Origin of the sequence: Conexibacter sp. CPCC 205762 (genome assembly GCF_030646155.1) — a bacterium.
In the GTDB taxonomy this organism is placed as follows: Bacteria; Actinomycetota; Thermoleophilia; order Solirubrobacterales; family Solirubrobacteraceae; genus Conexibacter.
In genome coordinates this window covers 1-11,085 of sequence record NZ_JAUTDN010000076.1, presented here as the reverse complement: position 1 = coordinate 11,085, position 11,085 = coordinate 1, and the positions used below count along the sequence as shown (strand labels likewise).

The 11,085-nt window shown below is 73.7% G+C and carries 11 protein-coding genes; all 11 read right to left on the bottom strand.

Translation table 11 applies throughout. The features are described 5' to 3' along the window. Window positions 1–72: 72 nt before the first annotated feature. Complete coding sequence (locus Q7L73_RS28030; protein ID WP_304696049.1) at window positions 73–1,680, bottom strand: sugar ABC transporter ATP-binding protein; 1,608 nt, start codon at window positions 1,678–1,680, stop codon at window positions 73–75. Window positions 1,681–1,683: 3 nt separating this feature from the next. Further along, window positions 1,684–2,736, bottom strand: a complete 1,053-nt coding sequence (locus Q7L73_RS28025; RefSeq protein ID WP_304696051.1) for a sugar ABC transporter substrate-binding protein — start codon at window positions 2,734–2,736, stop codon at window positions 1,684–1,686. 80 nt (window positions 2,737–2,816) lie between these two features. Next, a complete protein-coding gene (locus Q7L73_RS28020; protein WP_304696053.1) occupies window positions 2,817–3,818 on the bottom strand; it encodes an ABC transporter permease in 1,002 nt (333 codons plus the stop codon). A 76-nt stretch (window positions 3,819–3,894) separates the two neighbouring features. Beyond that, a complete protein-coding gene (locus tag Q7L73_RS28015) occupies window positions 3,895–4,623 on the bottom strand; it encodes a GntR family transcriptional regulator (protein ID WP_304696055.1) in 729 nt (242 codons plus the stop codon). A gap of 8 nt (window positions 4,624–4,631) precedes the next feature. Continuing rightward, window positions 4,632–5,417 carry an acetoacetate decarboxylase family protein gene (locus tag Q7L73_RS28010; protein ID WP_304696057.1) on the bottom strand — a complete coding sequence of 262 codons (786 nt, stop codon included), beginning with the start codon at window positions 5,415–5,417 and terminating at the stop codon, window positions 4,632–4,634. After that, complete coding sequence (locus Q7L73_RS28005; protein WP_304696059.1) at window positions 5,414–6,646, bottom strand: Xaa-Pro peptidase family protein; 1,233 nt, start codon at window positions 6,644–6,646, stop codon at window positions 5,414–5,416. Before Q7L73_RS28005 ends, Q7L73_RS28010 begins: the two co-directional genes overlap by 4 nt. Then, entirely contained in the window at window positions 6,643–7,476 is an 834-nt protein-coding gene (locus Q7L73_RS28000; RefSeq protein WP_304696061.1) for a fumarylacetoacetate hydrolase family protein, read from the bottom strand. The genes Q7L73_RS28005 and Q7L73_RS28000 overlap by 4 nt, the downstream gene beginning before the upstream one ends. Before the next feature lie 7 nt (window positions 7,477–7,483). Further along, window positions 7,484–8,290 (bottom strand): SDR family NAD(P)-dependent oxidoreductase, encoded by an 807-nt coding sequence (locus tag Q7L73_RS27995; protein WP_304696063.1) that lies wholly within the window; start codon window positions 8,288–8,290, stop codon window positions 7,484–7,486. Then, window positions 8,287–9,270 carry an alpha-ketoacid dehydrogenase subunit beta gene (locus tag Q7L73_RS27990; RefSeq protein WP_304696065.1) on the bottom strand — a complete coding sequence of 328 codons (984 nt, stop codon included), beginning with the start codon at window positions 9,268–9,270 and terminating at the stop codon, window positions 8,287–8,289. The genes Q7L73_RS27995 and Q7L73_RS27990 overlap by 4 nt, the downstream gene beginning before the upstream one ends. Next, window positions 9,267–10,301, bottom strand: coding sequence for a thiamine pyrophosphate-dependent dehydrogenase E1 component subunit alpha (locus Q7L73_RS27985; RefSeq protein ID WP_304696067.1), 1,035 nt, complete (start codon window positions 10,299–10,301; stop codon window positions 9,267–9,269). The genes Q7L73_RS27990 and Q7L73_RS27985 overlap by 4 nt, the downstream gene beginning before the upstream one ends. Then, on the bottom strand, window positions 10,298–11,085 hold a 788-nt coding region (locus Q7L73_RS27980; protein ID WP_304696069.1), incomplete at its 5' end, for a 2-oxo acid dehydrogenase subunit E2. The genes Q7L73_RS27985 and Q7L73_RS27980, both read right to left, overlap by 4 nt.

Here is an 11,085-nt window from a genome sequence, read left to right as displayed (position 1 = left end):
CGGCCGGCGCCGCCGGCGGGGGCGGGGAGGCGGCGGCCGCGGCTGGCGCGGCGGCGGCCGCGGGAACGGGGGTCATCGCTCCTCCTCGCTGCTCGTCTTGGCCGCCATCGCGGCGGTCATCAGGCGCGTCTCGCTCGCCTCGCCGAGGCCGAAGCGGTCGACCACCGCGCCGTCGCGCAGGACGACGAAGCGGTCGCAGAGGCCAAGCAGCTCGGCCGACTCCGACGACACCACGACGACGGCCACGCCGGCGTCGGCGAGCGCGCGGATCAGGCGGTAGATCTCGGCCTTCGCGCCGACGTCGACGCCGACCGTCGGCTCGTCCAGCAGCAGCACTCTGGGGCCGCGCTCCAGCGCCCGCGCGAGCATCACCTTCTGCTGGTTGCCGCCGCTCAGCTGGCCGACCGGCGTCTCGATCGAGCGGGTCGCGATCGAGAAGCGGCGGACCGCCTCCTGCGCGATCTCGCGCTCGCGGCCGCGGTCGAGCACGACGCTGCCGAGGCTTCTGAGGTAGGCGAGCGTGACGTTCTCGCGCAGGCCGAGGTTGAACAGCAGGCCGTCGCGCTTGCGGTCCTCGGTGACGAGGCCGATGCCGGCCGCGAGCGCCTCGCGCGGGGAGGAGATGCGCAGCTCCCGCTCGCCCAGCAGCACGCGCCCGGAGGCGATCGGATGACGGCCGTAGATCGCGCCGAGCAGCTCGCTGCGGCCGGAGCCGACGAGGCCGCCGACGCCGAGCACCTCGCCCGGCGCGACCGCGAGCGAGACGTCGCGCACGACGAAGTCGCCGGGGCGCTCGGGGTGGCGGATCGAGAGCCGCTCGACGGCGAGCGCCGGCGGCGCGGCGGGTGCGGCGGCGGGGCCGGCGTCGGCCGCGTCGCCGGTGCGCTCCGGGTAGAGGTCGGTCAGCCGCCGGCCGATCATCGAGCCGATGATCCGCTCGACGTCGAAGTCGGCCCGCGCCAGCTCGTCGACGACCCTGCCGTCGCGCAGGATCGAGAGGCGGTCGCACAGCTCGGAGACCTCGTCGAGGCGGTGGCTGACGAAGATGCAGGTGAGGCCGCCGTCGCGCAGCTGCCGCACGAGCGCGAACAGGCGCGCGGTCTCCTCCGCGGTCAGCGCCGAGGTCGGCTCGTCGAGGATCAGCACGCGCGGTCTGCGATACAGCGCCCGCGCGATCATCACGAGCTGCTTCTGGCTGGAGCTGAGCCGCGCGACCTGGGTGCGCGCGTCGAGCCGCAGCGCGAGCTGATCGATGAACGCGGCCGCGTGGCGCTCCATCGCGCGCACGTCCGCGAACGGCCCGCCGCCCTCGCCGAAGCAGATGTTCTCGCCGACCGAGAGCGTCTCGATCACCGACGTCTCCTGCGGCACGATCGCGATCCCGCGCGCGCGGGCGTCCTGCGGCGCATGCAGCGCGACGGCCTCGCCGTCGATCCGCACGACGCCCTCGTAGCTGCCGGCCGGGTACTGGCCGTCGAGGATCTTCAGCAGCGTCGACTTGCCGGCGCCGTTCTCGCCGACGAGCCCGTGCACCTCGCCGCGGCGGACGCGCACGGTCGCGTCGCGCAGCGCCGTGACGCCGCCGAACCGCTTCGTGATCGACTCAAGCTCCAGCGCCGGCGGCGAACCGCCGGCGGAGGGCGCGCCCGCAGGCGCGCCCGTCCGACCGTCGGGTGTCATCGATCAGGTCCCGGTTCTGTCGAGGAGGTCGTAGTACTCGTCGACGTTGTCGGTCGTCACCAGCGGCGACTCGGCCGACACCTCGGCCTCGACCGGCTCGCCGCAGATCGCGGCCTTGAGCGCGTCGACGGCGTCGGCGTGCTCCTCGTAGATCGGCTGCGCGACGACCGCGTAGACCTTGCCGCTTCTGACCAGGTCGAGGTTCGGGCGCGTGTAGTCCATGCCGATGATCACGAGTCTCTTGCCGGCCTGGTCGGCCGCGCCGGCCCACGTTCTGGGGCCGCCGCCGGTCGTCGAGTAGGCGGCGACGATCGAGCCGTCGGACTGCAGCACCGAGACCGCCTTCGAGATCGCGGCCGCGGGCTCGAAGCCCTCGACCTGCGACTTCAGCACCTTCACGTCGGGGTACTGCTCCTTCATCGCGGCGGTGAACGCCTCGGCGGCCGCGTTCTCGATCGGGTTGAAGCCGCCCTGCGTGACGGCGACCGTGCCTCTGCCGCCGATCTGCTCGCCGATCGCTCTCGCCGCCTCGGCGCCGTACTGCGCCGGGTCGGGATGGATGTCCTGCTTCATCCCGAGGTCCTCGCTGTCGGGGACCGAGCTGTGCGTCGTGATGATCGGGATGCCGGCAGCCGACGCCTGCTTGATGAACGGGTACAGCGCGGCGTCGTACGGGGGGATCACCATGCCGTCGCTGCCCTGCGTCATCGCCTGCTGGCCGAGCGCGAGGATTCTCTGCGGCTCGGCGTCGTCGGTCATCAGCACCGTCGCGTCGAAGCCCAGCTCCTTCGCGCGCTGCTCGAAGCCGGCCGCCATCACCTGCATCGTCGGGTTCGACTTCAGCGGCGCGACGAACTGGATCTTCTTGCCCTCGACCGAGCACTCCTTCTCACCACCGGCGTCGGCCGTCGTCGCCGTGGTCTGCGCGCCCGTCGCGGCGCTGTCGCCGTCATCGCTGCTGCTGCCGCAGCCGGCCGCGGTGACCAGGGCGAGGATCGCCGCGATCGCCAGCAGGGCCAGCCGCCACGGCCGGCGGCCGTGGTCCTGCTCCCACATCGGTTGCACTCTCTCTCCGTTCCTCAGAAACTGCCGCGCGCGGCGCGGCCCACCTTCTTGCGACCTGGCTTGGGCGCGCGTCAGCCGCCGAAGCGGCGATGGCGCACCTGGTCGATCCCGAGCGCGGCGATCATCACCGTGCCGACAGCGACCGGCTGAAGCGTGGCCTCGACGCCGGAGACGACGAGACCGCTGCTCACGACCTGCAGGAAGAGCACGCCGAGGAGCGCCCCGGCGATCGAGCCGACGCCGCCGCGGAGGCTGATGCCGCCGACGACGACCGCAGCGATCACGGCCAGCTCCCAGTTCATCCCGATCTGCGGATCGCCCGAGCCGAGCTGCGCCATCACGAGCACGCCGGCGAGCGCCGCGAGCGCTCCCGTGAGCATGAACGCGGCCAGCTTGACGCGGTCGGCGCGGATGCCCGCGAGCTGCGCCGCCTCGCGGTTGCCGCCGACGGCATAGAGCCGCCGGCCGAAGCCCGAGCGCCGCATCGCGACGTCGGCGACGAGCGCGAGCACGACGAAGACCCAGATCGCCATCGGCAGCCCGAGCACGCGGTCCGACAGCGTTCTGACGCCGTCGGGCAGCGGGTAGACCTGCGTCCCGCCGCTGATCACGTACGCGAGCCCGCGTGCGGCGAACAGCATCCCGAGCGTGACGATCAGCGCCGGCAGCCCGACCTTCACCGTCAGCAGCCCGTTGACGAGCCCGATCAGCAGACCGAGCGCGACCGCCGCGATCACCGCGAGCGGGATCGGCAGGCCGTGGTCGGACATCAGGATCGCCGCCACGACCGCGCCCAGCGCCGCGACCGAGCCGACCGAGAGGTCGAACTCGCCCGCGATGATCAGCATCGCCTGGCCGACGCCGACGATCCCGATGAAGGCGATCGTGCGGACGTTCGACTCGATGTTGGCCCACGCCACGAACGAGGGGTTGACGAGCGCGAAGACGGCCACCGCGACGACCAGCGCGAGCAGGATCCCGACCTCCGGGACCCGCAGCGTCTGGTACAGCAGGCGCCGTGCCCGGGCGTCGTCTGCGCCGCCCGGCGTCGCTCTCACTCTCCGCTCCTCCACCAGCTCTCTCCTCGGGATATGAAACATGATGTATGACGCATCCCGTCAAAAAAACTCCCCGGCCCTGCGCGACCGCCTACTGGCCGTCGAGCAGGTACTGCATCACCGCCGGATCGCGCCTGGCGACCCGTTCCCTCGCCGTCGCGAGCATCCAGGCATGGTGGCCCTGGACCAGCTCGACGACGCCGGTGACCGCCCCCTCGCGCAACAGCTCCAGCCGCCGCACGACGATCTCCAGCTCGCGTCCCCGCGCATGCTCCTGCGAGTCGACGAACAGCACGCCGTAGCGATACAGCGCCTGCTGCACCGAGGCGATCAGCTCCGTCAGCCGCGGGTAGCCGGCGACCGCGAACATCTGGCGGTGCAGGCCCGCGACCAGCTCGCGGTAGGTGCGCAGATCGCTGTCGCGGAAGGCCGCCTCGATCGCGGCGATCTCGCTCGCCCAAGCGCTGAAGTCGTCCGCGGTCGCCTTGTCGCCGACCAGCTGCAACGCGGGCAGCTCGAGCGCGTCGAGGATGAACAGCTGCTGCTGGTAGTCGGCGAGCGACAGCCACGAGACCGTCGCGCCCGTGTGCGGGACCATCTCGATCAGACGGTCCTTCTCCAGCAGCAGCAGCGCCTCGCGGATCGGCGTCTTGGAGACGCCGAAGCGCTCCGACAGGTCCTGCTCGACGAGCCGCTCGCCCGGTGCCAGATCGAGGTTCTGGATCAGCCGGTAGACCGTGCGGTAGACGGTCTGCTTGTACGTGTTCGAGCCGGAGATCGGCTCGATTCTCGTTTCGCGCGCAGGCGTCGACGACGACATCCAGAGGATCATACATTATGTATGTCACCTCGTCCAGGTGAATTCTCTGCGGTGTCAGCATGCAGGTCGCAGAGGACGCGACCCGGCACGAGCGTGAAATCGGCCCGCCAGCAGAAGGCGTCGAGCGGCTCGCGCAGCGGCAGCCGCCAGAGCGGGACCTGGGCGTTCGGGCGCAGCTCGACCGTCCCCGGTCCGCGCCAGCACTCGTGCACGCGCAGGTCGGCGAGCCGCCGCGCGGTCAGCTGCGCCAGCCCCGGCGAGCCGTCGATCTGCGGGATCAGCTTCAGGTTGACGTTCTCGGCGAAGGGGAAGTGCGCCGACAGCTCGTCGAGCGTCGCCCGCTCGCGCTTGTACGGCGTCGTCGCCGTCAGCACGTCGATGCCGTTGCGCGTGACGGTCGCGACGGTCAGGTCGCCGCGCTGCTCCAGCCGCGGGCTGCCGAGCTTCTTCGGCTGCCCGTGGACCTCGCGCCCGAGCGCCAGCCCCATGTCGCTGTCGATCAGCAGCGCGACCGAGAAGCCGCCCTCGACGACCGCGCCGTCACCGCCCTCGTAGCGCGCGCCGACCATCACGTTGCACTCGCGCACTGCGCCGAGGTGGTCGACGTCGGGCATCTCGTAGACGTGCGCCATCACGACGTCGCCGAGCCGCCGCAGCGGCGCCGGCAGCAGCGCGTCGATCGCGGCGGGGTCGGTGCGCCAGCAGGCGGTCAGCACCGAGACGTCGCGATAGCCGACCGGGAAGCGCGGCACCAGCGGCGCGTCGAGCGGCGTCGAGTAGGGCGCGCCGCTCATGGCCGCACGATCTGCTCGCGCGGCTGCGGCACCAGCTCGCGCGGGCCGTCGAAGGTGACGACGATCGTGCGCTCGACCTCGACCGACGCGACGCCGGGCATGAAGGCGCTGATCTCGAGGTTGATCGCCATCCCCGCCTCCAGCGGCAGGTCGGCGTCGACGTCGACGCAGTCGTCGGCGATCCGCGCGCCCGTGGCCGGCAGCAGCAGCGGCCAGTCGCGGATCTCCAGCCCGAGGCCGTGGCCGGTCGGCGGGTCGCAGACGACCGGCGTCTCGGCCAGCGCCGCCGCCATCGCGCGCTGCACGGCGCTGGCGCGGACACCGGGCGCGACCGCCGCGATCCCGGCCGCGACGGCGTCGCGCAGCGCCTCGTAGCGCGCCTGCACCGCCGGCTCCGGCTGGCCGAGCGCGATCGTCGCGGCGCTGTCGGAGAAGTAGCCGTCGTAGACGCAGCCGAAGTCGGCGAAGAGGCAGTCGCCGGGCGCGAGGCGGTCGTCGCCGAGCGTCCAGATCGCGAGGCCGCCGGGGCCGAGCGCGAAGTGGTCGAAGGCGGCGCCCTGCGCGGCGACGGCGGCGCGGAAGGTCTGCGCGGCGCCGGCCAGCGCGGCGCCGGGCCGCATCGTCGCGAACGCCTCCGCCGCGGCCGCCTCGCCGATCGCCGCCGCGCGTTCGAGGCGCTGCAGCTCCGCGTCGCTCTTGACCATCCGCAGCAGGCCCAGCAGCGCGGAGCAGTCGCCGAGCCAGGCGTGCGGGAGCGCCTGCTCCAACGCCTCTTTCATGGGTTGCTCCACCCCGATCCGCGCGTCCGTCAGCCCGCGCGCGGCGAGCACGTCGAGCAGCGCCTCCAGCGCCGTCGGGCGGGCGCCGCGGATCCGCTCCAGCAGCGCGCGGCGGCGCGGGTCCAGCCGCTGCGGGCGGCCGGCGTCGTCGTCGTGCCGCGGCGCGCCGTAGAGGCGCACGTCCTCGATCCAGCTCGCGAGCGCGTTGGCCGCCAGGCCGCCGTGCAGCACGAGGGCGGGCTCGCCCTCGCGCGGCAGCACGACGCAGGCGGCGATCGCGAGCTGCTCGCCGCCGCCCGCGACCACCATCCGCTCGCGCATCAGCGGATCCAGCCAGCTGTGCACGCCGCTCAGGTAGCGCACGTTGACGGGCGTCGTGGCGACGAGCGCGTCGAGCCGCGCCTCGTCCATCAGCCGCCGCGCGCGGTCGAGGTGGAGCAGCTGCGTCACGCCGATACGCACCTGTTGCGCAGCATCCCGACGCCCTCCAGCTGCGTCTCGATCACGTCGCCGGGGACGAGGAACCGCTGCGGGTCGAGCCCGAAGCCGACCCCGGCCGGCGTGCCGGTGAAGAGCAGGTCGCCCGGCTCCAGCGTGCAGACCGCGCTCGCGGCCGCGATCAGCGCCGGCACGTCGAAGATCAGGTCGCTGCTGCGGCCGTCCTGCAGCAGCTCGCCGTTGAGCCGCAGCGTGATCCCGAGGTCGTCGCGGTCGGCCAGCTCGTCGAGCGTGCTCAGCACGGGGCCCAGCGGCGCGAAGGTGTCGTGCGACTTCGCGAGCGAGAACTGGCTCGGGCCGTCGAACTGCGCCGGGCGATCGGAGATGTCCTGGCCGCAGGTGACGCCCGCGACGATCGACCAGGCGTCGGCGGCGACGACGTGGCGGGCGCGCTGCCCGATCACGACGACGATCTCCGCCTCCCAGTCGACCTGGTCGCGCCCGGCCGGCAGCACGACGTCGTCGGCCGGGCCGCACAGCGCCGACGGCAGCCGCGCGAACAGCGCCGGTCTGGCCGGGATCGGCAGGCCCGACTCCTCCGCGTGCTTGCGGTAGTTGAGCGCCGCGGCGAGGATCTTCGACGGCCGCGGCACCGGCGGGCCGAGCCGCGCCGGGTCGAGCGCGGGAGCGTCGGCCGGGACGGTCACGCCGGCGAGCGCGTCGAGCCGCGTCAGCGCCGCCATCGGATCGCAGCCGACGGCGCCGCCGGTGGCGGTCTCGACGTCGACCCAGCGGCCGTCCTGCACGAGCGCCGCGCGCCCGTCGATGTTCGCGAGTCTCACGTCTCTCCTAGTCGTTGCCGCGGCTGCCCGCGTTCATCGCGAGGTTGCCGCCGTCGACCGGCAGCAGCACCCCGTTGACCATCCGCGCCGCGTCCGAGAGCAGGAAGACGACGGGGCCGACGACGTCGTCGGGCTCGCCGATCCGCCCGAGCGGGATCGCCTCCACCATCTGCTCCAGCAGCCCGTCCGGCTCCAGCTCAGGATTCTCGAAGCGGGCCTTGAAGCCGGGCGTGCGCATCTGCGCCGGCTGGATCGCGTTGACGCGGATCCCGTAGCGGCCCCACTCGACCGCCAGCTCGCGGGTCAGCTGCACGACGCCGCCCTTGGAGACGCTGTAGGCGACGTTGCCGCGCCCGAGCGCGCTGGTGCCGGCGATCGAGGCGATGTTGACGATCGCGCCGCCCTGCCCGCGCGCGATCATCGCCCGGCCGGCCGCGCGCGCCGGCAGGAAGTAGCCGGTCAGGTTGACGCGCAGCGCCCGCTCCCACTGCTCCAGCGTCAGCTCCTGCGGCCGCGTCAGGACCGGCGTGAAGACGCTGTTGACGAGCGCGTCGAGCGGCCCCAGCTCGCGCTCGGTCCGCGCGAACAGCTCCGCGACCTGCTCCTCGTCGGTGACGTCGGTCGCGACCGCGAGCGCGCGCCGGCCGCTCGCGCGCACCAGCTCCTCCGTCTCCGCGAGCGCGCCGGCGTCGAGGTCGGCGAGCGCGACATCGGCGCCGTGGCGGGCGAGCCCGAGCGCGATCGCCTGCCCGAGGCCGCGCGCGGCTCCGGTCACGACCGCGACCCGCCCGCCGAGCGTGAACAGCGCGCTCACGCGACCGCCTCCTGCGGCGTCAGCGTCGCGCGGATCGCGCGCTCCAGCTGCTCCTCCGACGGGATCGCGGCGGCGATCAACGGCGGGCTGTGCGAGATCGGCGTGTGCAGCGCGCCGACGCGCTGGATCGGCGCGTCGAGGTAGAAGAACGACGACTCCTGGATCGCGGCCGCGATCTCGCCGCCGATGCCGCCGTGGCGCGGCGCCTCGGAGGCGACGACGAGCCGCCCGGTGCGGCGCACCGACGCCTCGATCGTCGCGAGGTCGAGCGGGAAGAGCGTGCGCAGGTCGATCACCTCGACGGCGACCCCCTCCGTCGCCAGCCGCTCCGCGACTCGCTCCGCTCTGGCGACGAGCGCGCCGTAGGCGACGACCGTCACGTCGTCGCCCGCGCGGCGGATCGCCGCCTCGCCGAGCGGCACGACGTGCTCGCCCTCCGGCACCTCACCGCGCAGGCCGGTGAGCGACTTGTGCATCAGGAAGACGACCGGATCGTCGCAGCGCAGCGCGCTCTTGATCAGGCCCTTCGTGTCGGCCGGCGTCGAGGGCATCACGACCAGCAGCCCGGGCGTGTGCGCGAAGCCGGCCTCGAGGCTGTTGTTGTGCTGGGCGGCGTAGAAGGCGATCCCGGCGGTGCCGCGGATCACCATCGGCACCCCTCTGCCCCACATGAAGCGCGCCTTCGCCGCCTGGTTGACGATCTCGTCCATCGCGCCGAGCGCGAAGTCGATGAAGTTGAGGTCGACGATCGGGCGCAGCCCGTTGAGCGCAGCGCCGACGCCCGCGGCGACCATCGCCGCCTCGGAGATCGGCGCGTCGCGCACGCGGCCCGGGAACTCGCTCCCGATTCCGCGCAGCTGCGCGAAGTGGCCGCCGCGCTCGACCATGTCGGTGCCGAGCACGAAGATCGCGTCGTCCCGTTCCATCTCCTCGCGGACGCCCTGCTGGAACGCCTGCGACAGGGTGATGCGCGTGCTCACGGGTTCCCCCTCAGCTTCGGATCGATCTCGGTCACGCCGGCGTCGGCGGTCGCCAGGTCCGGCCACGGCGAGGCGTCGGCGAACGCGGTCGCCGCGGCGACCGTCTCGCGCGACCTCGCGCAGAGCGCATCGTAGGCGTCGTCGTCGAGCAGGCCGCTCGCGGTCAGCGCGACGCGCAGCCGCACGAGCGGATCGCGCAGCTGCTTCCACTCCTCCACCTCGGCGTCGGTGCGGTAGCTCGTCACCTGGCCGGTGTTGTGGCCCTGGTAGCGATAGGTGAGCGCCTCGACGAAGGTCGGCCCCTCGCCCGCGAGCGCCCGCTCGCGCGCCTCTCGCACGACGCGGTGGACGGCGCCCGCGTCCTGCCCGTCGACCTGCACCGCCGGCAGCCCGAAGCCCTCCGCGCGGCGCACGATCGAGTCGCCGCCGGTGACGCTCGCGGTCGGCGTCTCGACGGCGTAGAGGTTGTTCTCGCAGAAGGCGATCAGCGGCAGCTTCCACGCCGCCGCCATGTTGATCGCCTCCCAGACGCGGCCGATGTTGACGGCGCCGTCGCCGAAGAAGCCGAGCGCGACCTGGCCGCTGCCGCGCACCTGCGCCGCCAGCGCGGCGCCGAGCGCGAGCCCGAGGCCGGCGCCGACGATCCCGTTGCCGCCGTAGTAGTGGCGGTCCATCGCGGCGATGTGCATCGTCCCGCAGCGGCCGCCGCCGGTGCCGTCGGCGCGGCCGAACAGCTCCGCCATCATCGCGTTCGGCTCGACGCCGCGCGCGAGGCCGTGGTGATGCGGCCGGTGGCTGCTGGTGACGACGTCGCCGGGCTCCAGCGCCCGCATCGCGCCGACCGCGACCGCCTCCTGGCCGACCGCGACGTGGACGCCGCCGGGGATTCTGCCGCTGAGGCAGAGCGGGTCCAGCGCCTCCTCGAAGTCGCGGATCAGCTGCATCGTTGCGAGCCACTCGACGAGGTCCTGCCCGTCGAGCCCGTCGAGCGAGACGGGGAGCGGCTCGCGCGCTTCGCTGACGTCGATCATGCCACCGCCTCCGTGAGGGCCGTGCCGTCCGCGAGCGCGGCGGCGAAGGCGCCGAGCAGCGCCGCGGCGTCGGCGCCGTCGAGCGCGCGGTGGTCGGCGTTGAGCGTCGCGTACAGGGTCCGGCGCACGACGACCGCGTCGCCGTCGGCGACGACGCGCGGCGCGATCGTGCCGAGCGTCAGCAGCGTCGTCTGCCCCGGCGTGACGATGCCGGTGAAGTGGTCGACGCCGGCGGTGCCGAGGTTCGACAGCGTCGTCGTCGCCGGTGCCACGTCGGCGGCGTTCAATCTGCCGTCGCGGGCGCGCTGGACGGCCGCCGCGCGCAGCTCGGCGAGCGCCGGCAGATCGTGCGCGCGGACGTCGGGGATGACCGGGTTGAGGACGCCGCGGGGCGTCGCAACGGCGAGCGCGACGTCGGCCGGCTGCTCGCCCGGCAGCGCCAGCGCGACCGCCCGCAGCAGCAGGTCGGTGATCGTGATCTGCGCGCCGAAGCGCACGCGCGCGCCGGCGTGGACGGCGAGCAGCGGCTCGGCGTCGAGCTGGCGGGTGAGCGCGAAGTGCGGGATCGTCTGCCACGACTCCAGCGTCTTGGCGGCGATCAGCTCGCGGAAGCGGTCGGGAGCCGCCGTCGCCGCGGGCCCGGACGCGGGCTCGCCGCCGTTCGCGGACGTGGCCGCGCGCTCGGCGGCGAGGCGCCGCTCGCGCGGGCTCAGCCGATGCGGCGCCTGGCCGGCGGGCGCGGACGGCGCCGAGCCGGCGGGCGCGGCCACGTCGGGCGCGGGAG

What these genes read in the sequence shown, in the direction of transcription:
- Q7L73_RS28030 (WP_304696049.1), bottom strand. Translation starts at nt 1,680, where the DNA reads ATGACACCCGACGGTCGGACGGGCGCGCCTGCGGGCGCGCCCTCCGCC.
- Q7L73_RS28025 (WP_304696051.1), bottom strand. Translation starts at nt 2,736, where the DNA reads ATGTGGGAGCAGGACCACGGCCGCCGGCCGTGGCGGCTGGCCCTGCTG.
- Q7L73_RS28015 (WP_304696055.1), bottom strand. Translation starts at nt 4,623, where the DNA reads ATGTCGTCGTCGACGCCTGCGCGCGAAACGAGAATCGAGCCGATCTCC.
- Q7L73_RS28010 (WP_304696057.1), bottom strand. Translation starts at nt 5,417, where the DNA reads ATGAGCGGCGCGCCCTACTCGACGCCGCTCGACGCGCCGCTGGTGCCG.
- Q7L73_RS27985 (WP_304696067.1), bottom strand. Translation starts at nt 10,301, where the DNA reads ATGATCGACGTCAGCGAAGCGCGCGAGCCGCTCCCCGTCTCGCTCGAC.